Raw genomic sequence first — 24,779 nt, forward strand, 5'->3', positions numbered from 1 at the left:
CGCGCCGGTGCCCCGGCCGCGTTCGCGCTGACGTGGCCCGGTCCCTCCTGCCCAGCGCACTTGTGTGTCCGCCACCTCGGGCCTGACGCCCGATCTTCACGAGGAGAACCCGATGCCTTCCATGCGCCCCTGCCCCAAGCCGCGCACCCGCAGCGTGCTGAAGCTTGCCACCCCGCTTGCCGGCGTCCTCGGCTCGGCCCTGCTGGCCGCCTTGCCCGCCACGGCGGCCGCGGCGCCGGTGGTGTCCAACCCGCTGGGCGCCTGCCTGGAAGCCAAGGTGGACACCTGGGACATCCGGCTGGCGACGTGCAATGCCAGCGCGGTCCAGGATTTCGGTCTCGTGCCGGTCAGCGCCGGCAGCAGCATCTACACGCTGAAGAACGCGCAGTCCGGCCTGTGCGTTGCCGCCACCGGCACCAGTTCCGGCGCGTTCGTGGAGCTCAACAACTGCGATTCGAGTCAGACGCGACAGCGTTTCTCGGTGGTCCCGCTGGCCGGCGGTTCGACGTCCCAGCTGAAGCTGGCCGCCAACAACCTCTGCCTGACCGCACCGACGCAGTTGGGCCAGGTTGCCTTCTCGGTCGCGACATGCAGCACGGGCAACGCGAACCAAGCCTGGCGGCTGAGCGCGCCCATGCCCGCACCCACGCCGGCCCCAACGCCAGCGCCTACCCCTGCGCCAACGCCAGCGCCTACCCCTGCGCCGACGCCCGCACCCACGCCTGCCCCGACGCCAGCGCCGACGCCTGCCCCGACGCCAGCGCCGACGCCTGCCCCCGCCCCGGTCGAAACCAGCTTCACCGTCAGCACCGCGGAGATCGCCAACCCCGAGCGCGGCATGTACGTCTGGGCGGCCGACAACCTGCTGCAATGGACGCAGGCGGACGCGGACGCGCAGTTCCAGTCGGGCTACCGCGTCGTCTATGCCCCCGTGCGGCTGGACGCCTATGCGAACACCACGCTGCCCGCCAGCCTGCTCACGCAGCTCGGGGACGGCTTTGCCAAGGCGCGCCGCGCCGGCCTGAAGCTGGTGCCGCGCTTCCTCTACAACTACCCGGCCAACGAGACCGAGTACCAGAACGTGAAGGACGCGCCGCTGACGCGCGTGCTGGGCCACATCGACCAGCTCAAGCCGGTGCTGACGGCCAATGCGGACGTCATCGCCTACCTGCAGGCCGGCTTCATCGGTGCCTGGGGCGAATGGCACACGTCGTCCAACAACCTCACCGCCGCCAGCCCCCGCACGCAGATCCGCGATGCGCTGCTGGCCGCGCTGCCGGCCGACAGGTTTCTGCAGTTGCGCTACCCCGCCTATCTGATGGCGTGGGCACCGCAGGTGCCGAGCTGGCGCGACGGGTCGGCCGCCTCGCGCATCGGCGCGCACAACGACTGCTTCCTGGCCTCGGCCACCGACGTCGGCACCTACAGCGAAGACGCCGCGACGCGCCAGAACGAGCGCAACTACATCGCCTCGCTGTCGCGCGTGGCGCCCTTCGGCGGCGAGACCTGCAACCCCGCCGACGAGGAGGGGGCGGTGCCGCGCACCAGTTGCACCGACATCCTGAACGAAGGCAAGCAGTTCGGCCTGACCTACCTGAACAACGACTACTACCGCGACCTGTTCCACACCAAGTGGGAGGCCCAGGGTTGCATGGCCGAGGTCAGGCGCAGCATGGGCTACCGCTTCGAGTTCTCGACGCTGCGCCACAGCGATGCCGTGACGGCCGGGCAGTCGGGCACCTTGTTGCTGACGGTGCGCAACAGCGGCTGGGCACGCGCCTTCAACCCGCGCGCGGTGCAACTGCTGCTCAAGCATCGCAGCACCGGCGCCGTCGTGCGCATGGCGCTGCCATCGGTTGACCCGCGGGCCTGGCTGCCCAACACCACCAGCACCGTGTCGGCCGGGTTCACTGTGCCGGCCGGAACGCCGACAGGTGCCTATGACGTGCTGCTCGCCTTGCCCGACGGTGCCGCATCGCTGAGCAGCGACGTGCGCTACAGCGTGCGCCCGGCCAATTCGGACAACGCGGCGAAGGCCCAGGCCTGGGATGCCGCGCTCGGCGCCTTCCGCGCCGGCACCACGCTCACCGTCCGTTGAAGAACCGTCTCCAGGAGAAACGAATGCTCGAACTTCGATTGAAGCCTGCCGTCGCGGCGCTGCTGGCCGGCCTGACTGCCACGCTGGCGACCGCCGCCCCCACCGGTTTCGGCATGGTGGCCTACTGGGGCGAGACCGCCAGCACCTATGGCGGCCAGATCCCCAGTGGCGCCTATGTCGTCATCAACCCCAACAGCGGCGCCACCGGCCTGAACGCCAGTCAGATCGCCAACTGGAAGGCCGTCATCGCCAACATCCGTGCGCAGGGTGGCAAGGTGCTGGGCTATGTCGCCACCGGCTACAACTACAACACCGCCGACGAGCTGGCCCGCTACAACGCGATCAGCGCCAACCTGACGGCCTACAAGACCACGCTAGCGGGCGTGGACGGTTACTTCTTCGACGAGGCGGCCTTCGACGACGCGGCGCTGACCGACACGCAGAAGTGCAACGGCACCGGGCCGAAGTTCAGCGCCGTGCGCACCAAGATGGCCGCCGCCGGCACGGGTGGCACGGTGGTGTGGAACGCCGGCTGGCCCGGTGCCAGCAGCTGCTTTGTCAGTGCCGCCAGCTACGGCGAACACCTCGTCATGTACGAGGCCCGCTACAGCGACTACGTGGCCGCGGCCAGCTGGCTCAACGGCGGCGTGCAGAACCTGGCCATGTCGCTGGGCGTGAAGACCTGGCTGCTGGTGCATTCCGCCACGCAGGCCGAGATGCAGGCCACGCTCAAGGGCACCACGGCCAACTACGTCTACGCGACCAGCATGACCTACAACCCCGCCCTGCCGTGGGGCGGCCCGATCTGGAACTACACGCCCACCTACTGGGGCAACAACACGCTGTCGGGCTCCGAGCGCTGGTGCCTGAACAGCCTCAAGACCGGCGGCAACTGCTGAGGAGAATTGATCATGCGTCGTTTGAAGACCCTCATCGCCACGCTGGCCCTCGCCACCGCGGCCCCCTGGGCCTCGGCCATCGAGATCATCGTGCCGGCCTATTTCTACCCGTCGTGGATGCCGTCGCTGAACGAATGGCACCAGCTCAGCTGGGCCGCGCTGCAGGGCGTGCAGGTCACGGCCATCATGAACCCGGGCAACGGCCCGGGTGCGGCGTCCAACAGCGACTACGTGGCCTCGATCAACGAGCTGCGCGCGGCCGGCGGCAAGGTGATCGGCTATGTCTACACCTGCTACGGCGTCAACCACTGCACGCCGGAAGTGCCGCCCACGCGGTCCACGTCCGAGGTGATGGCGGATGCGCAGAAGTACGCCAACTGGTACGGCGTGGACGGTGTGTTCCTGGACGAGATGGCCACGCAGCCCAGCGCGTTGCCGTTCTACCAGACCGTCAGCGATGGATTGAAGGCGGCGCACCCGGGCTGGAAGGTCGTGGGCAATCCGGGCGTGACGCCGAGCGCGGGCTACACGGCGCTGGCCAACACGCTGATGAGCTTCGAGGGCTCGTACAGCGACTTCGTCAACGGCTCGTTCCTGAGCGGGCTGACGAATGCGGCGGCCACCGGCGCCATCGTTCACACCGTGATGACGGTGGCGCAGATGCAGGAGGTGATGGGGCTGGCCAAGCAGTACGGCCTGGGCGCCATCTACGTCACCGACGGCACGATGGCCAGCGGCAACCCGTACCTGCATCTGCCGAGCTACTGGGCGGCCGAAGTGGCGGCTGCCGTGCCGGAACCGGCCCAGGCCCTCACGCTGCTGGCCGGGCTGGGCATGCTGGCCCTGCTGCGGCGCCGCCGTTCGGTCTAGACGGGCTAGAGGTCGCGGCGGCGCTCAAGCCGCTGCAGCCGCCATCTGCCGCCTGGGCAGCCGGATGAACGCCAGCGCCGCCAGGAAGGCGCCGGTGCCCATCGCGAACGCGCCGATGAAAAGCCAGGTGTAGCTGGAGAACGAGTCGTAGATCAGCCCGCCCAGCACGGGACCCAGCGCCATGCCGATGCTGCTGGCCATCGTCGTGCCGCCGATCACCGTGCCCATCATGCGCAGCGGAAAGTTCTCGCGCGCGATGACGGCGAACAGCGGCATCACGCCGGCATAGGTGAAGCCGAACAAGGCGGCCACGGTGTAGAAGCTGCCCAGCTGGCGCGCATAGATGTAGCCCAGCACGACGATGGCCTGCGCCAGCAGGGCCAGCACCAGCGTGCGCGCGGCGCCGAAGCGGTCGCCCAGCAGCCCGAACACGAGGCGACCGCCCATGCCGGCCAGCCCCTCCAGGCTGTAGATCGACACGGCGGCCATCAGCGGGATGCCGCAGGTGACGGCATAGCTCACCGTGTGGAAGATCGGCCCCGAGTGGGTGGCACAGGTCAGGAAGCTCGTCAGCACGAGGATCAGAAAGGGCGCGGAGCGCACGGCCTGCCCGACGGACATGCCCGGCTCTTGCGCCGCACCTGCCGGGGCCGAGGCTTCGGCCTGCGCCAGCGCGGGCGGGCGGCGCACCAGCAGCGCCGCAGGCACCATGATGGCAGCCACCACCACGGCGATGATCTGCAGCGACGTACGCCAGTCGTGGGCCTGCACCAGCCAGGCGGCCAGCGGCGACATCGTCAGCGGTGCCATGCCCATGCCCGCCGACACCAGGGACACGGCCAGGCTGCGCCGCGTGTCGAACCAGCCCGTGACGCAGGCCATCAGCGGCGCGAAGATCGCCGCGGCACTGACGCCGACCAGCGCGCCGAACCACAGCTGGAAGGCCGGCAGCGAGGTCGCCAGGCTGGCCAGCACGAGACCGGCGGTGAGCAGCAGGGAACCCGCCAGCACCACGATGCGCGGGCCCACGCGGTCCGAGAGGGTGCCCCAGCCGATGCTGCCGACCGCAAGCGCGGCGAAGGCGATGGTCATCGCGGTCGAGATGCCCGTGGTGGACCAGCCCGTGTCCAGCGCGATGGGCCGCAGCAGCACCGGCAGCGAAAAGAGCGCGCCTATCGCCACGCAGCCGAGCAGGCCGCCCGCGACGACGATGATCCAACGGTAGTTCTCGCGCAGAGCGTTCGTCCAGGCAGGCATGGCAGGTCCTTGGCAGATGGGTGTGAGCTGAGGGGCGGTTCAGCGTGGCATCAAGGCTTGCAGCCGAACTCCGGTCCGTCGAGCGGGCGCACTTCGCACTCGACGTCCCAGTCGGTGCCGTGCACGCTGAGGAATCGCCGCGTCAGCTCCACCGCCTCTGCCAGGGACGGCGCCTCCAGGATGGCGTAGCCGCCGATGACCTCCTTGGTCTCCGTGAAGGGGCCGTCCACGACCGACAGGTGGCCGCCCCGCCGCAGCCGCACGAGCGCGCCTTCCGACGTCGGGCGCAACCCGGCGGTGCTCACCAGCTGTCCGGTGCGGGTGAGCTCCTCGATCAGCCGGCCCATGTCGGCCATCAGCTGCTCGCTGGGCGCCTGGCCCGCCGTTTCGTTCGTGCGGACCATTGAAAGGAATCGCATGGTCAAGTCTCCTGGGTTGCGATGCGGCGGAACAATTCCGTCGCATCCCCAGACGACGAACGAGACCCCGCTAAATCGACAGCCGTGGCATCCCTCGTTTTATGGCCCCAACCGACTCGGGGCAAGCGGGGTCGACGGGCCAGTTCTGGCCCATCGACCCCGTCCGGCTCAGGCTGCCAGCGCCGCGCGTGCCGGCGCCTCGGCGTAATGCCCCAGCTGCATCGTGAACTGCGCCCGGCCCGAGCTGATGGCGCGCAGATGGCCGATGTAGCCGAACATCCGCTCCAGCGGCACGTGCGCGGTCACGACCACCGCGTTGCCACGCGCGTCCTGGCCTTGCACCTGGCCGCGCCGGCGCAGCAGGTCACCGATGACATCGCCCAGGTACTCCGCCGGCGTGATGACCTCGACAACCATCACCGGTTCCAGCACCGCGGGCGCGGCCTTCATGACCGCCTCGCGCAGCGCTGCCGCCGCCGCCAGCTCGAAGGCCAGCGCCGACGAGTCGCGCACGTGGTAGCCGCCGTCCACCAGCACCGCCTCGAAGTCCACCAGCGGATGGCCGGCAAACGGGCCAGACAGAGCCGCCTTGCGGATGCCCGCCTCCACCGCCGGGATGAACTCGCGCGGGATCGCGCCGCCCACCACCGTGTTCTCGAACCGGATGCCGGTGCCGCGCGGCAAAGGTGACACGCGCAGCGTCAGCTCGGCGAACTGGCCGGGGCCGCCGCTCTGCTTCTTGTGCACATGCCGCACCTCGGCCGTGGCCGCGATGGTCTCGCGGTAGGCAACCTGCGGTCGGCCCACCTGCACCTCCACGCCAAAGCGCGCGCGCAGCTTTTCCACGGCCACCTCCAGCTGCAGCTCGCCCATGCCGGACAACAGCGTCTGGCCGGAGTCGACGTCCTGGCGCAGCCGCAGCGACGGGTCTTCGCGGACGAGCACGCCCAGGCCCTTCGCGAGGGCTGCCGCATCGGTCTGCTTGCGCGGCTCGATGGCGACGTCGATGACGGCCTCGGGCACGGCGATGCTTTCCAGCACCGGCGCGTCCTTGGTGGCGGCCAGCGTGTGGCCGGTCAGCACGTCCTTCAGGCCGACGACGCCCGCGATGTCGCCCGCGACCAGTTCGTCGCGCTCGACGCGCTGGTCGGCGTGGATCTCGTACAGCCGCGACACGCGCTCGGCCTTGCCGGTGCTGGCGTTGAACACCGTGTCGCCGCGCTTGAGCTTGCCGCTGTAGACGCGCACGAACACCATCGCGCCGTGGTCGTCGGCGGTCAGCTTGAACGCGAGGGCAGACAGCGCGCCTTCGGTCGTCGCAGCGCCGGGCGCTTCACCGGGGCGGGGCAGGTAGGCCACGACGGCGTCCAGCAGCGGCTCCACGCCGCGGTTGCGGAAGGCCGAGCCGGCCAGCACGGGCACGAAGGCGCCCGCGATGGTGCCGCGGCGCAGCGCCGCGCGCACATCGTCCAAGGGCAGCTCGGCACCGCGCAGCCAGGCGTCCAGCAGCGCGTCGTCCTGCTCGGCAGCGGCTTCCACCAGGCGCGCACGGGCGGCCTGGGCGGCGCTCAGCAGCTCGGGCGGAATGGTGTCCACGCGCGGTGGCGCCGACGCGTCGTCCTGGTCCCAGACCAGGGCCTGCATCGTCAGCAAGTCTACCACGCCGCGGAAGTCGCCTTCCGCGCCGATGGGCAGCTGCAGCGGCAGCGCGCGCACGCCCAGCCGTTCCTGCAGGGACGTGACGACGCGCTGGAAGTCCGCTCCCACGCGGTCCAGCTTGTTGACGAACGCCAGGCGCGGCACGCGGTACTCGTCCGCGAGGCGCCAGTTGGTCTCGGTCTGGGGTTCCACGCCGGCCACGCCGTCGAAGACGACGACGGCGCCGTCCAGCACGCGCAGCGAGCGGCGCACCTCGAGGTTGAAGTCGATGTGTCCGGGCGTGTCGATCAGGTTGATCTGCGTGCCGTGCCAATGCACCGTCGTGGCGGCGCTGTGGATGGTGATGCCGCGTGCGCGTTCCTGCGGGTCGAAGTCCATCGTCGTGGCGCCGTCGTGGACTTCGCCGATGCGATGGTTCTCGCCCGTGTAGAACAGGATGCGTTCGGTGGTCGTGGTCTTGCCGGCGTCGACGTGGGCGATGACGCCGATGTTGCGCAGGTTGCGGAAGGAAGAAGTGTTGGTGTTCGAGTTCATGGCGATTCCTGAATGAATGAGGGGCCGGCCCCTCGGCGGAATCGCCGTCAGGGGCTAGCGCAAAAGCAGGACGCCGAAGCGCAGACGCAGCTCAGCCGCGCTCCGGCGCTCGGGAATCGTGGCGATCAGCTTGTCGAAGGTGCGTGTGCGCATGGTGTGAACTCAGGTCGAAAAAAACCCCGGGAGGTGCGGGCCTGCCGGGGTTGGGTGGACCGGAAGGCGTGGCGCCTTCCGAACACGGTCGAAGGGCGCTTCAATGGTTGAGGCAGGCTTGGATCGTGTGGTTGAGCTTCATGATGGGTGTGATTGTGAGCTGCCAGGAAATCTGGGGCGTCGCGTAGGGGATTTCAAGCCCGCAGCGGCGTGGCCGCCAGTTGCGCGGTCGTCGCGTTGCGATACGGCGCGCAGAGCTGCTCGACATAGGCCTGATGGCTGGGCAGGCCGGCGACCGTGCGCGAGACCTTGAGATGGATGTCGCCGAGGAACTGGTTCAGCTCGGCCGGGCCCATCAGGTCGGCGACCGGGTGGTAGCTCCGCGGCGTGATGCCCTGGCCCATCATGACCTGGATCCATGAGTTCTCGGCGAACAGCTCGTCGCTGGGACGGAAGGCGCGGGCGCTTTGGCGGAACAGCTCGATGCGGTGGCGCAGCGTGGCGGGCACTTCCATCGTGCGCACATGGTTCCACAGGCCCGAGTCGCTGCGCTCGGTCACGTGGTAATGCAGGATGATGAAGTCGCGGATGTGCGTCAGCTCGCGCTCGCACTGGGCGTTGAACTCGTCCACGTCGGCGGGGTTGATGCCCTGGGTCGGGAAGAGCTGCATCAGCCGGATGGCCGTGCGCTGGATCAGGTGGATGCTGGTGGACTCCAGCGGCTCGATGAAGCCGCTGGCCAGCCCCACGGCGATGCAGTTGCGCTCCCAGACCTTGTGGCGCTGACCCGGCGTGAACTTGAGGACGCGCGGCTGGATCAGCAGCTCGCCCTCGACGTTCTTCTTGATCACCTCGGGCGCGTCGGCGTCGCTGAGCTCCTTGCTGCTGTAGACCAGGCCATTGCCGACGCGGTGCTGCAGCGGAATGCGCCATTGCCAGCCGAAGGGGTGGCAGATGGAGCGGGTGTAGGGCCAGGCTTCGCGCACGGAGGCGGTCTGCACGGCCACGGCGCGGTCGCAGGGCAGCCAGTGCGACCAGTCCTCATAGCCCACGCCCAGCGCCTCGCCGATCAGCATGGCGCGAAAGCCTGTGCAGTCGATGAAGAGGTCGCCATCGATGCGGCTGCCGTCCTGCATCTGCAGCGCGGTGATGTCGCCATCGCGGCCCAGGGGGCCGTCCATCAGCACGGCGGCGATCTTGCCCTCGATGCGCTGCACGCCGAAGCTCTCGCTCATCGCGCGCAGGTACTTGGCGTAGCGGCCGGCGTCCAGGTGGTAGGCGTAGTTCAGGCCGTTGCGCGGCAGGTGGGCGAAGCGGTCGGCATAGGCGGCGACCGTTTCGGGGTTGTAGTCCGTGTAGGTCTTGGCGATGCCGGCGGCCTGGCCCTTGAGCCAGAAGTGCTGGAAGCCGGCGCTCCAGTGGTCGTTGCCGGTGCTGCCGAAGGAGTGGAAGTAGTCCTGGCCGATGTCCTTCCAGCCCTCGAACTTGATGCCCAGCTTGAAGGTCGCGTTCGTCGCGGCCATGAACTCGGCCTCGTTGATGCCGAGCAGGTTGTGATAGGTGTGCAGCGCGGGAATGGTGGCCTCGCCGACGCCCACGGTGCCGATCTCCTCGGACTCGACCAGCTTGATGTCCAGCTGCTTGCCGAGCAGCTTGCCCATCAGGGTGGCCATCATCCAGCCGGCGGTGCCGCCTCCGGCGATGACGACGCGGCGCGGGGGCTTGTTGGAAGTGTTCATCGTTTGAGTTGGCTCAGGAGTTGCGCGCGGGCCTGGCGCGAGGTGGTTTCGTCGGCGGCCTCCAGCAGGCCGCGGGCGGCCTCGGGGATGTGGGCCCAGGTGCTGGCGTCGGCATCGAAGACGAAATGCTGGAAGTGGTGCTGCCAGATGCGGCGCTCTTTGTCGGGCAGATGGCGCAGGGTCATCAGCGCGAGATGCAGCGCGCTCAGCGGCGAGTCGACGTATTCGGGCGTCTGGCGCCACCAGGCGTTGATGAGCAGGTTGACGGGCGCCAGCCCCTCGATGTGGTGGAACCACATGCTGGGGATGAAGATGGCATCACCGGGTTCCAGCTCGGCCACCTCGCCGGCGTCCAGCGCGCGGGCGAAGCGCGGGAAGCGTTCGAAGTCGGGCTGTGCGAAGTCCACCAGGCTGACCGGCTGGCCGGCCGGCGTCGGGTCCAGCGGGCCCATGTAGAGGTTGCCGATCTGCTCGGGTGGGAAGACCGTGAAGCGGCGCCGACCGGCAGCCACGACGGCGAGGTTGTCCGGCAGGTCGTAGTGGGCGGCGATGCGGGTGCGGTTGCCCAGCCACAGGCTGACCAGCGCGTCGCGGTTGCCCAGGCCCATGACATTGGCATCGAGGAAGCCGGGCAGCACGGCCTCGACGGTGGTGGAGCCCACGTACAGGGCGGGGGGCTCGGGCGTCGCGGCCAGGCCCAGCAGGCCGGCCAGCACCTGGTCCAGCGTGGCGGCATGGCGGCTGAAGTTGAAATCCTGCAGCGTCTCGTCGGCGTAGAACACACGGCCGCGGGCCTCGGGCGCGAGCTGGAAGAGGCCGATGCGCACGCCGTTGTAGAAGCCCATCAGATATCGGGCCAGCGCGTCGTCGGACTGGCGTGCGGCCTGCACGACCGGCCAGTGCGCGAAGCCGCCGCGCACGACATACGGCCGGTCGCCGGCCAGCAGCTCGGCGGGCAGGTCGCTGGGGTCAAACGCCCCGGTCCAGACGGGTACTGCGCGCATGGTCAGCTCAATGCAGGCCGAGCGCCGGGCCGCTCCCAAGCCGGCCTGCGCTGGCGATGTGCTGGCGGCTCGATGCCGCAAGCATCGCCGTCCCCTTGGGGGACCGGTCAACGTACTCGTTGGACGAGGGGTTCATCGGTTCGCGCGTTCGACGAGGACGGGCAGTTGGGCCAGCGAGGCGATCTGCATGTAGATGGGCAGCAGATGGCCTTCGCGCGCCAGCGCCTCCAGCGCGGCGCCGGGCAGGGCGGCCAGGCGCTCCTCGTGGATGGTGAAGAGGCCCGACAGGCGGCCCTGCTCGCCGCTGGTCGTCTCGATGTCGATGACGAAGGGCTCCAGCAGCTGGTGGCGGGTCAGCGCCTCGATGAAGACCGGCAGCTGCTGGGCCTGGGCGTGCAGGTGCTCCATCAGCTGCACGACATGGTCGAGGTAGTCGCTGAAGCCGCCATGCGGCATGAAGATGGCGGTGCCGACTTCGCCGTCCTCGGGTCGCACGATGCGCGGGCTGTCCATGTCGATGTGCAGCTGCAGGCTGTCGTCCGGCGCGCGGCCGATCATGAACGGGTCGCGCTGCAGGGCCATGGGCACGACGGGCGCTTCCCAGCCGGTGTCGGTCAGGAACAGGTTATGCCCTTCCTCCAGGCCGAACAAGGCCACGGGTTGGAAGCCCGCATCGCCTTCGACCAGCTGGAAGACGATGGGGAAATGCGCCTGCAACTGGCGGAACTCGGCCGGCAGGGCCAGGGCCGACTGGCGGGCGTCGCCCAGGGCGGCGGAGCGCTCGCTGCGCACACGCAGATGGCGGTGGGTGACGTTGTCGAGCAGGGTCGGGCGGGTCATGTCTCGGTCTTGTGAATATGGGCGATCAGGCTGCGATGGCCTGGCAGGCCCGGCACGAGGCGGCGGGCCTGGCGGGCGGCTTCGTCGAAGGCGGCCTGGGCTGCCTGCAGTTTGGTGGTGGACAGGGGTTGGGTGTCAGGGCGGAAACCCATGCCGTAGAGCACGTATTGGTAACTGGCCGACGGGAAGACCTCGTCGATGCGGCCGAAGTCATGCCGTGCCGGCGCGCGCAGCTGCCACTGCGGCAGCAGCTCGCGCAGGCGCTCGGGCCAGCTGGCCGGGTCGCGGTGGGCGCGCCAGTAGTCGCTGTCGTCGCGCTGGCTGAGCGCGTAGTGCAGCTTCAGGAAGTCGATGACGCGGGCCCAGCGGTAGCTGAAGTCGTCGTTGAAGCGGCGCGCGACCGCGTCCATGGACGCGCGCGTCATCGGCAGCTCGTCGCACAGGCGCTGGACGGACAACTCGACAAGGGCCAGGGCCGACGCCTCCAGCGGCTCGATGAAGCCGGCGGACAGGCCGATGGCGACGCAGTTGCGAACCCAGAACTGCTGGCGGTAGCCCGGGTCGAAACGGATGGAACGCGGCGTGGGGCGCTCGGCCGGCGCGCCGGTGGCATCGAGATAGGCCTGCAGGGCCGCCTGGGCCTCATCGTCGCTGGCGTGCGCCCGCGAGTAGACGCAGCCGACGCCGCGGCGCGAGGGCAGGCCGATGTCCCAGATCCACCCCTTGGCCCAGGCGGTGGCGATGGTGACCGACGCCAGCGGCGCGTCGGCCTGGGCATAGGGCACCTGCACGGGCAGAGCGGCGTCGTTGAAGAGCACGTCGCGCTCGCTCTTCAGCGGTACGCCGAAGTGTTGGCCGATCAGGCGGGACGTGAGGCCGGAGCAGTCGATGAAGAGGTCGGCCTTGATGTCGCCGCGCTCGCGGGTCTGCAGCGCCGCGATGTCGCCGTTCTCGTGCGACACGATGGCGTCGACGTGGGCTATGACGTGATGCACACCGAGCTTCGCGACCGCATGCTCGCGCAGCATCTGGCCGAACAGGCCGGCGTCGAAGTGGTAGGCGTAGTTGGCGACGGCAGCGAAGTCGGGTGTCTGCACCTGCTTGGGCGCGCGGCCGGTTTCACAGACCTGCACGGAGGGGCTGACGACGTCCGCAAACGGCCGCGTGCCCTGCGTGGCCAGCCAGGGCTGCACGAGGTCCACGTCGCCGTAGCCGACCGGCAGCATGAAGGGGTGGTAGTAGCGGTCGCCTTGCGCGCCCGGCTCGCCGCGGGCCCAGCCGTCGAAGCGGGAGCCCTGCTTGAACGAAACCTGGCAGCGGCGGATGAAGTCGGGCTCGGACAGGCCGATGCGGCGCAGCGTGTCGCGCATCGAGGGCCAGGTGCCTTCGCCGACACCGATGGTCGGCACGTCGCTGGATTCGATCAACGTGATCTGCAGCTCGGCATGTTCGGCTGCCAGCAGCCCGGCAACCAGCCAGCCTGCCGAGCCGCCGCCCAGCACCACCACTTCGCGCAACCTGTTGTTCAAGACCTGGTTCCCAGACGTAAAAAGGGCCGCTCGCGCGGCCTCGCCAAGCGGCGAACAAGGGCGGCACCCCAGAGTGAGAGCACCGCCGAACCAGACTTTGCCTCACAAGGAAGGGCCGGGGAGTCCCGACTTTCCTTGACCCCCGGTCGAGGGGCGGACCGGCCGAAGCCGGCCCTGAGGCGTTCTCTCAGAACCTGTAGCGCGCGCCGATCATGATGCGACGGCCCAGCTGGGTGACGGCACCCACCTGGTTCTCGTTGCGCAGATGCGTGCGGGTGTACTCGTCCGTCAGGTTGATGGCTTCGAGCTGGAAGCGCAATTGCGGCGTGAAGTTGTAGCCCAGGCTCACATCCAGCTGCCCGAAGGGTTCCACGTACAGCGGCTGCGCACCTTCCACGCCACCGAAGTTGGCCGCCAGGAACTTGCCACGCCAGTTGTAGGCCAGGCGAGCCGAGTAGGTCTCGTTCTCGAAGAAGCCGACCAGGTTGCCGGAGTCGCCGAGGCCGACCAGCACGTCGGTCTGCGCGCCCCGCTTGTTGTTGTCGTAGCTGAGGTTGGACTTCACCTTCGTGAAGTTGGCCGACACGCCGAAGCCGCTGTTGCCGAAGATGTGCTGGGCGTTCAGCTCGATGCCGTTGAGCTTGCTGGTGCGCTTGTTGTTGACGTAAGTGCCCAGGTTGAACATCAGCAACGGGTCGTTGGGCTGGGCGGTGATGGTGCCGAGGGACGTTCCGGGCGCACCGGGGCTGACGCCCGGGGCGGTCGGGAAGTTCGCGAAGATGTACTTGCGAATGCACTCGGAATCGGCGCCGCAACCGCCAGCCGTCTGGGCCTGGTTGTACATCGCGCTGCCGATCGGCGTGTGCAGGTCGAACACGTTCGCGCGGGTGATGACGGCTTCGTTGTAGTCCTTGAGGGACTTGCGGAAGTAGCTTGCCGCGACGTAGCTGCTCTTGGCGTAGTAGTGCTCGGCGGAGAAGTCGAAGTTGCTCGACTTCAGCGGCTTCAGGTCGGGGTTGCCCACCGAGCCCACGCCGCCGTCGACGCGGGCCAGCGGGTCCAGCCGCTGTCCGCCCTGGATGGCGTTCCAGCCCGGGCGGCCGATGGTCTGGCCGTAGCTGACGCGCAGCTTGGTGTCGCTGGTCACGTCGGCGCTCAAGTCGATGGACGGCAGGAAGTAGCCGTACTTGCCCTCACGCGACGCGGAGCGCGAGCCGCTGAAGCTGATGGGGATTTCGTTGTTGGCCACCCAGGCCACCGACACCGGGATCTTCTCCGTCGACGGCGAGCTGACCTTGGTGCGCTCGTAACGGGCGCCGATGGCGGCCTCCATGGGCACACCCCAGTCCCAGGCCAGGTTGTACTGGCCGAACGCGGCCTGCGACTTTTCCGTCGTGCGGTAGTCGTCCTGCCAGTCGAACGAGGCCTTCAGCAGCGTGTCGGAGCCCAGGTTCTTGATGGCCGCGGCGCGCAGGTCTTCGAAGTTGAAATAGAAGAACTGGTTGAACAGGCGCGGGTCGTTAGAGCCAGGGATGCGGCTGAAGTACTTGCTGATGGAATCGGCCTTCCAGATGTCGTCGGGCATGCCGGCGGGGCCGCCTGCGGCGTTGGCACCCCAGGTGTCGCGCTGCACGTTGGCAAAGGCCGAACGGTTCTTGACCTCGGTCAGCGTCAGGCCGAAGTCCAGGCTGCTGTCTTCGTTGATCTTCCAGTTGCCCTTGGTCTGCAGCTGGTTGACCTCGTTCTTCTGGTAGCTGTTGCCGAACACGGAGCCCTGCAGCTCCTGCTTGGCCGGGTCCAGCGTCGCGCCCGAGATGCCCAGCACCGGGAACTTGTTGCTGAAGTCGACGAAGGTGTCGCCGCGATTCAGCGAGGCGGTGGCCAGCGTCACGCTGGTGCCGAGCGGATCGTTGGCACCCGACGTGGCGGTGGAGTGGTGGGCGTCGAGGTCGAAGCTCAGCGCGTCGGTGGCTTTCCACTTCAGGTTCAGGCCGATCTGCTGGTTCTTGTTCTTGGTGTTGATGCGCGAGGCACCCATGGCCAGGTCCGAGTTGGCCATGTGCTCGCCGTAGATGATGGGCGAGGAGGGCGAGCCGGTCTGGTATTCGCCGAACTGGCCGCCGTAGTTGAACCAGGCGGAGATGTCGTTGCGGCGCTGGCGGAACTTCTGCTCCGACATGACGAAGTCCAGCGTGCCGACCAGGTCCTTCACGGGCTTGAACTGCAGCACCAGCTGGCCGTTCAGGCGCTCGCGGTGCACGCCGGTGAACGAGTAGTTCAGGTTCTGCGGCACGCTGTAGATGGAGGTCGTGGCCGGGCGGTTCTTGATTTCACCCGTCGGGGACGCGGGGGGCAGGCCACCCCAGACGGCGTTGGTCCCGCTCCAGTCGTTGTCCTGGATGCCGTTGAACGTCTTCCAGCCGCTGCTGACGTTGGCCTGCGAGTAGCCGGAGTCGCGCACCTGGTAGGTGCCCATCAGCGCGATGCCGAAGGTGCCGTCGTTGGACTGCGTGCTGTAGATGCCGCTCAGTTCAGGCGTGGCGTTCTTGCCCTGCTCCTCGCCGGGCAGGCGGCGGGCGGACTGGTCGCTGACCAGCTTCACGCCAAAGCTGGCGACGGTTTCCTTGATGTCGAAGGGGCGCTGGGTGCGGACATTGATGGTCGCGCCCATGCCGCCCGTCGGGCTGCTGGCGCGGCTGGTCTTGTAGACCTCCAGCGCGGCAACGCCATCGGAGGCGAGGTTGGAGAAGTCGAACGAGCGCGAGCTGGGCGCGCTGCCGTCCAGGCTGGCGCCGGGCATCTGGCGGCCGTTGAGCAGCACCAGGTTGAAGTCGGGGCCCATGCCGCGCACGGTGATGCGCGTGCCTTCGCCGTTGGCGCGGTCGATGGACACGCCGCTGATGCGGCTCAGCGATTCAGCCAGGTTGGTGTCGGGGAACTTGCCGATGTCCTCGGCCACGATGCCGTCGACCAGGCCCGACGACGAGCGCTTCAGGTTGACCGAGGTCTCCAGCGACTTGCGAATGCCGGTCACGATGACCGTTTCCAGCTGCGTGGTGCTGGCCAGCGCCTGCGGCACCGAGGTGGACGGTGTCGGGCCGGCGTTGGGGTTCACGGGGCCTTGACCGGGGCCGCCTTGGGCCAGCACGGCGGCGCTGGCAAACAGCAGGCCGCTGGCGGTGGCCAGGGTCGTGAGGCGAAGGGCAGGACGAGGCTGTCTCATTCACTTGTCTCCAGAGTTGTGATCTTGTCGTGATGCCACCTGAAAGTGGCTGAAAGCGCTTTCAAGAATACGTGATTGGCAGCGCTTTCAACCTAGGCAACACCCTTGGTCTGCGGCGTGCTGGCAACGCACGACCCCAGCCGGAGTTCTGAGAGCCGATCGCCTGCACCGCCGCACCCGTCGCCTATGGGGTGGAACGACGTTTCAGGCGATTCAAGGGTTGCTCGGGGTTGAAAAGCGGCAAAACATTGAAATCACTGAAAGCGCTTTCAGCAAATGATGCGGCGCGACCTGTCGGTCGGCCACATGGTTTACCCCAGCCGTACAACAGTCGACCGCGCAGCGGTATCGGCCGCAGCAGCGGCCAGGCGGTGGTTGACGGGTGGGCGGGCGGCCGCTGCGGGCCGCCGCGTCAGCGCTGCATGCGCCGGGTGCTCTCGCGTGCAACCAGCTCGGGCCCGGGCAGCTGTGCCTTGGGCTGGCCGCCGCGCAGCATTTCCAGCATGGCGGTCGCGGCCTCGACGCCGATCTCGTAGACCGACTGGCGCACGGTGGTCAGTGGCGGCATGGAATAGCGCGCCATGATGAGGTCGTCGAAGCCGACCAGCGAGACGTCGTCCGGCACGCGCAGGTTGCGCCGGTGCAGGCCCAGACAGGCGCCGATGGCCATCTGGTCGTTGGATGCGAACAGCGCCGTGAAATGAGCATCGCGCTCCAGCAGCCGCGTGACCGACAGCATGCCGCCGGCCTCGGTGTAGTCGCTCTGCACGATGAGATTGGGGTCGACGGCGATGCCGGCCGTGGCCAGCGCGTCGAAGTAGCCGTTCTGGCGCTCGACCGCATCGTCGTGCATCAGGTCACCGGCGATGAAGGCGATGCGGCGGTGCCCTTGCTCGATCAGGTGCTGGGTGGCCAGGCGCGCGCCCTCGCGGTTGTCGAAGCTGAAGCTGAAGAGCTGCGGCCCCGACAGCTGGCGGCCGACGACCACGACGGGCAGGCTGTCCGACACCTTGGTCAGCTCGGCATCCGAGATGCGGCCGGCCAGCACGATGACACCGTCGACGCGGCGCGACAGCAGCGTCTCGATGGCCTTGCGTTCGTCGTCCTCGTGCCAGTTGCCGCTGACGAACAGCGGCACATAGCCGGCCCGTTCCAGTTCGCGTTCGATGCCCAGCAGCGCTTCGCCGTAGAACGGGCTGGAGATGATCTGCGTGACGACGCCGACCGAGAGGGTGCGCCCGCCGGCCAGGCCGCGTGCCACCGGGTTGGGCCGGAAGCCCAGCTCGCGGATGGCGGCCTGCACGGCGTCCTTCTTGTTCTGGCTGACGGCGGCCGTGCCATTCAGGATGCGCGACACCGTGCTGGGCGACACACCCGCCATCTCCGCCACCTGTTCCAGCGTGACGACGCCGTCCGGGCGGCTTGAAGGCGCTTTCTTGGCGGGGAGCAGCTTGTCGTTCATCGGCGTGACAGGGGAATGCGCGAGTGTAGGCGCGGCTGCGTCCACTGAATTTGCGGGCCGGGCGCCGGGCCGCTCCCAAGCCGGCCCGCCAGGCGATGTGCTCGTGGCTTGATGCCGCGAGCATCGCCATCCCCTCGGGCGATCGACCAGCCTCGCCCGCGTCCAGCGCGGCGAGACTGGGCGAGGGGCTCACAGCTTCGTGAACTTGATCCAGTTCAAGTTCCAGCCGCCCTGGGCTGCGAAGACGCCGACGTTGTAGGTGCCGGCATTGATGTTCACGGTGTGCGACACGGTCGTCCAGTTCTGCCAGCCGCCGGTGTTGGGCACGCCCAGCTGGCCGAGCTGGATGCTGCCGGCGTTGAGGTCCAGCGACAAGGTGCCGCCCGCCGCGCTCGCCACGCGGTACTCGACGCGGTAGCTGCCGCTGGTCGGGAAGGTGACGCTGTTGTAGGCCATCCAGTCGTTGGTGTCGATCCAGCCAACGTTCTGGCCGCCCTCCGAGCAGGCCTCGAGCTGCACGCCGGCCTGCGCGCTGAACGCCTCGGCCTCGATCTGGCGCGACCAGGCGGCCGTGACCTTGGAGACGATGGCCGAGGTGGCCCGGTCGTTGAAGCCCTGGTCCACCAGGCAGCCGGTGTCGCCGGTCCGGGTCACGCTGGCGCCGGTGAAGTTGTCGCCGTCGAACAGCTGCACCTGGTAGCCGGCGTTCACGCGCAGCGACGACAAGTCGTTGTCACGCACGCCGCGCGCCTGCAGCTGCGCCAGCGTGTAGTTGCCTTCCGGCAGCGCCGCCGCGTAGCCGGCGTAGTTGCAGTCCTGGTAGACCGTGGCCACGCCGCCGGCCGCGGGCGCGTAGACGCGTACGTAGTCCACGTACATCTTGGCGGGCAGCGCGGCGGTGTTGACGTTGAAGCCGGGCCAGTTGCCGCCGATGGCGAAGTTCAGTAGCAGGAAGAAGTCGCGCTGAAACTCCTCGGTGCCGTTGACGCTGTTGGCGATGTTGGCTTCGTGGTACTTGGTGCCGTCCACGTACCAGCGGATCGCGTTGGCGTCCCATTCCACGGCGTAGACGTGCCAGTCGGTCACGGTAGTAGCGATGTTGCCGCCGTACTGGGCGTACTGGCCGGTGTGGTCCTGCCAGTGGATGGTGCCGTAGACCTTCTGCTCGTCGTTGACGTGCTCCATCACGTCGATCTCGCCGGAGGCCGGCCAGCCGACCTGCGGCAGGTTGGCGCCCAGCATCCAGAACGCCGGCCAGGCGCCCAGGAAGGCGGGCAGCTTCATGCGCGCCTCGATGCGACCGAACTTGAAGGTCTTGAGACCCTGGGTCTTCATGCGCGCCGAGGTGTAGGCCATGCCGCCGAAGTTCTCGCGCTTGGCCGTGATGACCAGCGCGTTGTTCTCGATGGTGGCGTTCTCGCGCCGGTAGTACTGCAGCTCGTTGTTGCCCCAGCCGCCGGCGCCGGTCTCGAAGACCCAGCTCGGGCCGATGCTGCCGTTGAACTCGTCGCTCCAGACGAGTTGCCACTGGGCGTGGGCGAGGCTGCTGGCCGCGGCAAGCAAGGCCGCGGCAATGAATCTCAACGATCTCATGTTGTCTCCTGTGGTGGTGGGAAATGCTCCGAGTGCTTGGCTCAGAGCTTGGTGAAACGGATCCAGTTCAGGTTCCAGCCGCCGGCCGGCGCGAACACGCCGACGCTGTAGCTGCCCGCGTTGATCGTCACGGTGTGCGAGACGGTCGCCCAGTTCTGCCAGCCGCCGGTGGCGGGGACGTTGACTTGGCCGAGCTGGATGCCGCCGGCGTTGAGATCCAGCGACAGCCGCGCGCCGCTGACACTGGCGACGCGGTACTCCACGCGGTAGCTGCCGCTGGTGGGGAAGTTGATGTTCCCGTAGGCCATCCAGTCGTTGGCGTCGATCCAGCCGACGTTCAGGCCACCCTCGGTGCAGGCCTCGGTCTGCACGCCGCTCTGGCTGCTGAAGGTCTCGGCCTCGATCTGCAGCGACCAGGCCGAGCCGGTCCGGGCGACGACGGCGGAGGTGGCGCGGTCGTTGAAGGCCTGGTCCACCAGGCAGCCGGTGTCGCCGGTGCGGGTCACGCTGGCGCCGGTGAAGTTGTCGCCGTCGAACAGCTGCACCTGGTAGCCGGCGTTCACGCGCAGCGACGACAGGTCGTTGTCGGTCACGCCACGCGCCTGCAGCTGGGCACGCGTGTAGCTGCCTTCGGGCAGCGCTGCCGAGTAGCCGCCGTAGTTGCAATGCTGGTAGACCGTGGCCACGCCGGCGGGCTGCGTGTTGCCGATCTCGGCGCGCACGGCGGCCAGCAGGTTGTTGGCGCCGGCCGGGTCCTGCGACAGCTCCCAGATCATCACGCCCGCGCCCTGCTGCAGCGCCAGCCGCGTCTTGGCCTTGATCGTCGGGATGCCGTTGTAGGTGATGTAGGCGCAGCTGGCGCACGGCGTGCCGATCAGGTCGGTCTGCGCGGCGGCGGCGCCGAACTGGTTGACGATGTCGGCAAACGCGTAGTTGGCCGCGTAGCCGTTGAAGCCGTAGCCGTAGAAGGGCAGCCCCAGCACCAGCTTGCTCTTGGGCAGGCCTCGCGCCTGCCAGGTGGCGACGTGGCTTTGCGCCATCGCGTAGGTCGAGTGCTCGGTGCCCACCGTGCCCCAGCCCGGGCCCACCGCGTCGTAGGCCATCAACGTGACGAAGTCGAAGGAGGCGAGCGACGACGTCGGCACCATGCCGCCCTCGTAGGTGGCCGTGGCGGCGGTGACGAGCTTGCCGGGCAGCGCGCTGCGCAGGGCCTGGATGAAGGGCGTGTAGTTGCCGGCGTTGTCGATGGCGGTCAGCAGCGCGCCTTCGATGTCGACGTCCACGCCGTCCAGCCCGAAGGTGTTGACGAACTGCACGAGGTTGTTGACGACGGTGGCGCGGCTGCCGGGCTGCAGCAGCGCCTGCCAGTTGCCGGAGCAGGCCGGGATGACGCCACCGGCCAGCGACACCAGCACCTTGGCGCCGGCGGCGTGGGCCTTCTGCACCACGTAGCTGATGTCGGCGCCCGTGGCCGCCTCCATGCAGGCGGGGTTGCCGCCATTCAGGAAGCTGCCGCCCGGCGCCGGGTTGGCGAACGCGAGGTTGATGTGGGTGAGCTTGGCCAGGTCCGTGCGGTCGGCGACGGCGCGCAAGCCTTTGTAAGACGGGATGTAGCCGACGACCTTGGTCTGGGCGAGGGCAGTGCCGGCCAGTCCGAGCAGGACCATGGCGGCGAGGGGGCGAAGCAGTCTCATGGAAGTCTCCAGGGTGGAAGTGCCCTTGCCGATCCTGCTTGGCTGAAAGCGCTTTCACGCGTAAGCGGACTGGGGCCGGGGCGGCAACACGGGCATGTGCCCGAACTCAGGGACAGGTGGACCCCAGGGTGGGCAGCCCCAAGGTGAGGGGGAGGCTCGCGGTGTCGAGCCGCGAGCACATCGCCAATGCGGGCCCGCTTGAGAGCGGCCCGGCACCCGGCCCGCAAATGCAGGCCGGGTGCGCCGTCAGGGCAAGGTGTTCAGCGCATTGCGCACGCCGTTGGAGAACGCCAGTCCATCCTTCTTGTCCCAATTGATGGACCAGGTCATCACGCCGCGCAGCGTCGGGTAGGCCACGGGGGGCTTGATCGCGCCGCACTGCGTCAGCTTGGTCAGGCAGTTCAGCGCGGCCGTGATGGTCGCGAGGCTGGCCTGGCCGCTGTTGGCCGACGACGGCCCCGACGGCAGGCCGAACGCGACCTGGTCGGGCCGGATGCCGCGGAACACATAAGGCCCCGTGCCGTTGTTGGTCGTGAAGCCCTCGATCAGCATGCGGCTGGCGGCCACCAGCATGTCCACGCTGCCCTCGGCCAGCCCCTGCGTGCTGTACGGCGTGTAGACGGCGCCGTTGTTGTAGTACTGCACGTGCAGCACGTTCAGCTCGTCGCGCAGGCCGTCGATGATGGGCAGGTAGGCGCCCCAGATGCCGCTGCTGGCGACGTAGCCGCCCTGCACATACGGGTGCTCCGGCGCCATCGACAGGTAGAAGCTGCTGCCGATGCGCGCCTTCAGCTGCTTCACCGCCGTGACGAGGTTGGTCACCACCGGCGCGCCGGACGTGACGCCCGCGCCGCTTTCCAGGTCGATGTCGATGCCGTCGAAGCCGTACTTGCGCAGGATGGCCTCGACGCTGTTGACGAAGTTGCTCACCTGCGTGGCGTTGTTCAGCGTGACCGTGCCGTTCTGGCCGCCGAACGACAGCACCACCTTCTTGCCCTTGGCGCGGGCCGCGGCCACGTCGGCGATGAAGCGCGCCTCGCCACCGGAGCCCGAGTCCAGGTTGAAGGTGATGGCGCCGTTGCCGCCGTCATCGGCGAAGGCCACGACGATGACGTCGTAGGCGGCCGGCACGTCGCTGATCGGGAAGGTCGGGCCGGATGGGTTGGTGAAGTTGTGCCAGTAGCCGATGAGCTGGTGCTTGCCGGGCGGCGGTGCCGGGGAGGGCGACGGTGCGGGGCTGGGGGACGGTGAAGGCGAGGGGGATGGCGACGGGCTCGGGGAAGGGCTCGGGCTGGGCGCTGGCGACGGACTGGGCGCAGGCGAGTTGCCGCAGGCGCCCTGCGACGTCCACGGCTGGCCGCTGCCGGTGGGGCCGTTGTTGGTGGCCGGGTCGTTGCCCTGGGTCCACCAGTTGGCCTTGTAGTTGGTGGTGCCCTTGCTGGCGATGGCTCCGCCGTTGTAGGCGGTGGCGGCCACCCACACCGGTGCGCAGCTGCCGCTGGGCGTGGGTGCAGGCGTCGGGGCTGGTGTGGGCGCGGGTGTCGGCGCCGGGGTCGGTGCGGGCGAAGGCGCTGGGCCGGAGGCGGCGCCGATGTCAGTCCACAGCGAGGCGTTGGTGGGGTTCCAGCCGGTGCTGGCGTAGTCGGTCTGGTTGACCGTGGCGCGGTAGATGCGGCCGTTGTAGGTCACGACCGTGCCGGCCGTGTAATAGACGTCGGGTGCCCAGGCAGGGTAGCTCTGGGCGAAGGTGGCCGTGCTGAAGGCCAGGGCGCCGGCGGTCAGCGTGGCAAGAAGCCAGGGGCTGGCCGCGCGCGGCAGGGGTGGGCGCGAAATCATGCGGTTCTCCAAAAGGGGAATGAAGAAAAGGCCGCCGGCCGAGCGGACTCGGGCGGCGGCCTGCCGGCTTGGCTTTATTTCCAGGGCGCGTTCTGCAGCGCCGGGTCGTTCACCAGGCCCAGGCTGTTGGCAGCCTTCACGCCGATGGACCCGGGCGAGGCCAGCGGTGCGCTGCCGCAGCTGCCGCTCGCAGTCTTCAGCGCCTGCCACAGCATGGCGCCGTCACGCGGGTTCTTGTTGGCCAGCGTGCTGGTCGTCACCGCGTTCAGGTAGCGCTCGACGGAGTAGGCCTGGTTGATGTTGACGCCGTAGCTGTTCTGCAGGATCACGGAGCCCGTGCACTGCGCGTCGGCGTTGTTCACCACCAGTTGGCCGCCGGCCCAGCCTTCGGGGGCCGTCTCGAAGCCGATGGACACGATGGTGCTGCTGGGGAACAGCTGGCGGTACTGCTTCCAGGCCGTCACGCCGTCGTAGTGCTCGAAGCGCGCGTCGTAGCTCATGATGTTCACGAGGTTGAACGCGGTCTTCAGCGCCGGGTAGCTGTTGACCAGCTGGCGTTCCAGGCCGGCCTTGCCGCCCCAGTAGCTGGTGCCCACGCCCGCGCATTGCGCGTCGTTGGCGGTCGCGCCCGTGCAGTCCGCGCCCGTGGACCAGGCGGCCACGCTGAGGATGCGCCCGCCGCCGGCCAGGTCCACCGCCTTGCGCATCGCCTTCACGGCGCCGGCGTAGCCGTCGAGGCCTTCGATCTCGAAGTCCACGTCCAGGCCGTCGAAGCCCACGTCCTTCATGATGTTGGACAGCGCCGTGATCGTCGGGCCGCTGCCGGCGTGCCCTTCCGCGGACAGCGTGCTCCAGCTGTTGTACGTCGCGCCACCCACGGCCAGGATGACCTTGATGTTGCGCGCGTGCAGCACGTCGATGGCGGCCTTGATGTCCGACGGCCGGCCGTTGAAGTTGATGCCGGTGCCCGACCAGTTGTTGGCCGCCATGCCGCCCCATGTGAAGTTGGGCTGCGCGAACGCGGCCACCACATGGGTGTAGTTGGCGGGGATGCGCGCGAAGTTGCTGGCCTGGAAGACCTGGTTCATGTCCTTGCCAGTGGCATCAAACCAGTTGTCGCTCCAGCTCGGGTAGTAGACGGTGTAGGCGCGGGCGGACTGCGTGGCCGACTTGGCGGCCGGGTCGCTGAGGCCGGGCGCCGGTGCGGGCGACGGTGCCGGGCCCGGGGAGGGCGCCGGGCTTGGGGACGGGCTGGGGCTGGGTGAAGGCGACGGGCTGGGCGCGGGGCCGGTCGTGCAGGCACCCTGCGACGTCCAGGGCTGGCCGCTGCCGGTGGGACCGTTGTTGGTGGCCGGGTCGTTGCCCTGGGTCCACCAGTTGGCCTTGTAGTTGGTGGTGCCCTTGCTGGCGATGGCGCCGCCGTTGTAGGCGGTGGCGGCCACCCACACCGGTGCGCAGCTGCCGCTGGGCGTGGGTGCAGGCGTCGGGGCTGGTGTGGGCGCGGGTGTCGGCGCCGGGGTCGGTGCGGGCGAAGGCGCCGGGCCGGAGGCGGCGCCGATGTCAGTCCACAGCGAGGCGTTGGTGGGGTTCCAGCCGGTGCTGGCGTAGTCGGTCTGGTTGACGGTGGCGCGGTAGATGCGGCCGTTGTAGGTCACGACCGTGCCGGCCGTGTAGTAGACGTCGGGCGCCCAGGCGGGGTAGGTCTGGGCGAGCGCGCTGGTGGCGCTGGCGCCCAGTGCGAAGGCGGTGGCGGTGATGACGGCAAGGCGGCGCAACTGGTGTGCGGAGATGCCGGTGGAGGGCTGCTTCATGGGAGGCGTCCTGTGCTGTGCAAGGGCTCGTTTGAAAAGGGACGCGCCATAGGCTCGTCCCGCGGCTGGCCTGCCTCTCCGTGCAGGCTCTTGGAGCTGGTTCCAACTGGTATGCATCCAGTTTGCTACTGCTACCACCTCTTGAATACCACTTTGCAA

The 24,779-nt window shown here is 68.7% G+C and carries 16 protein-coding genes; 3 read left to right on the top strand and 13 right to left on the bottom strand.

What is annotated here, in order from left to right; translation table 11 throughout:
- Positions 1–112: 112 nt before the first annotated feature.
- The 3 genes from AC1D29_RS10115 to AC1D29_RS10125 are packed head-to-tail and all read left to right on the top strand — an operon-like array spanning position 113 to position 3,867.
- The gene (locus AC1D29_RS10115; RefSeq protein ID WP_477896785.1) at positions 113–2,098 is read left to right on the top strand and encodes a DUF4832 domain-containing protein; all 1,986 of its coding nucleotides are present in this window, start codon (positions 113–115) and stop codon (positions 2,096–2,098) included.
- Between the two features lie 23 nt (positions 2,099–2,121).
- Positions 2,122–2,997 (top strand): spherulation-specific family 4 protein, encoded by an 876-nt coding sequence (locus AC1D29_RS10120; protein ID WP_477896787.1) that lies wholly within the window; start codon positions 2,122–2,124, stop codon positions 2,995–2,997.
- A gap of 12 nt (positions 2,998–3,009) precedes the next feature.
- Positions 3,010–3,867 (top strand): spherulation-specific family 4 protein, encoded by an 858-nt coding sequence (locus AC1D29_RS10125; protein ID WP_477896789.1) that lies wholly within the window; start codon positions 3,010–3,012, stop codon positions 3,865–3,867.
- A 24-nt stretch (positions 3,868–3,891) separates the two neighbouring features.
- Here AC1D29_RS10125 and AC1D29_RS10130 read toward each other — a convergent pair whose 3' ends face one another.
- From AC1D29_RS10130 to AC1D29_RS10190, 13 genes are all read right to left on the bottom strand, one after another.
- The gene (locus tag AC1D29_RS10130) at positions 3,892–5,124 is read right to left on the bottom strand and encodes an MFS transporter (RefSeq protein WP_477896791.1); all 1,233 of its coding nucleotides are present in this window, start codon (positions 5,122–5,124) and stop codon (positions 3,892–3,894) included.
- A 50-nt stretch (positions 5,125–5,174) separates the two neighbouring features.
- Complete coding sequence (locus AC1D29_RS10135; protein ID WP_477896793.1) at positions 5,175–5,543, bottom strand: YciI family protein; 369 nt, start codon at positions 5,541–5,543, stop codon at positions 5,175–5,177.
- Positions 5,544–5,711: 168 nt separating this feature from the next.
- Entirely contained in the window at positions 5,712–7,736 is a 2,025-nt protein-coding gene (gene fusA / locus AC1D29_RS10140) for an elongation factor G (RefSeq protein WP_477896795.1), read from the bottom strand.
- Positions 7,737–8,083: 347 nt separating this feature from the next.
- Positions 8,084–9,628, bottom strand: coding sequence for a tryptophan halogenase family protein (locus AC1D29_RS10145; protein ID WP_477896797.1), 1,545 nt, complete (start codon positions 9,626–9,628; stop codon positions 8,084–8,086).
- Positions 9,625–10,632, bottom strand: coding sequence for a cupin-like domain-containing protein (locus tag AC1D29_RS10150; protein WP_477896799.1), 1,008 nt, complete (start codon positions 10,630–10,632; stop codon positions 9,625–9,627). The genes AC1D29_RS10145 and AC1D29_RS10150 overlap by 4 nt, the downstream gene beginning before the upstream one ends.
- A gap of 132 nt (positions 10,633–10,764) precedes the next feature.
- Complete coding sequence (locus AC1D29_RS10155) at positions 10,765–11,472, bottom strand: SapC family protein (protein ID WP_477896801.1); 708 nt, start codon at positions 11,470–11,472, stop codon at positions 10,765–10,767.
- Complete coding sequence (locus AC1D29_RS10160; protein ID WP_477896803.1) at positions 11,469–13,001, bottom strand: tryptophan halogenase family protein; 1,533 nt, start codon at positions 12,999–13,001, stop codon at positions 11,469–11,471. The genes AC1D29_RS10155 and AC1D29_RS10160 overlap by 4 nt, the downstream gene beginning before the upstream one ends.
- Before the next feature lie 187 nt (positions 13,002–13,188).
- Entirely contained in the window at positions 13,189–16,224 is a 3,036-nt protein-coding gene (locus AC1D29_RS10165; protein WP_477896805.1) for a TonB-dependent receptor, read from the bottom strand.
- Between the two features lie 412 nt (positions 16,225–16,636).
- The gene (locus AC1D29_RS10170; RefSeq protein WP_477896807.1) at positions 16,637–17,686 is read right to left on the bottom strand and encodes a LacI family DNA-binding transcriptional regulator; all 1,050 of its coding nucleotides are present in this window, start codon (positions 17,684–17,686) and stop codon (positions 16,637–16,639) included.
- A 189-nt stretch (positions 17,687–17,875) separates the two neighbouring features.
- Complete coding sequence (locus AC1D29_RS10175) at positions 17,876–19,279, bottom strand: carbohydrate-binding protein (protein ID WP_477896809.1); 1,404 nt, start codon at positions 19,277–19,279, stop codon at positions 17,876–17,878.
- Between the two features lie 41 nt (positions 19,280–19,320).
- The gene (locus AC1D29_RS10180; RefSeq protein ID WP_477896811.1) at positions 19,321–20,973 is read right to left on the bottom strand and encodes a carbohydrate-binding protein; all 1,653 of its coding nucleotides are present in this window, start codon (positions 20,971–20,973) and stop codon (positions 19,321–19,323) included.
- A gap of 246 nt (positions 20,974–21,219) precedes the next feature.
- Positions 21,220–22,809 carry a chitinase gene (locus AC1D29_RS10185; protein WP_477896813.1) on the bottom strand — a complete coding sequence of 530 codons (1,590 nt, stop codon included), beginning with the start codon at positions 22,807–22,809 and terminating at the stop codon, positions 21,220–21,222.
- Positions 22,810–22,883: 74 nt separating this feature from the next.
- Entirely contained in the window at positions 22,884–24,620 is a 1,737-nt protein-coding gene (locus AC1D29_RS10190; protein ID WP_477896814.1) for a glycosyl hydrolase family 18 protein, read from the bottom strand.
- Positions 24,621–24,779: the final 159 nt, after the last annotated feature.

It is taken from the genome of Roseateles sp. P1_C6 (assembly GCF_056406315.1).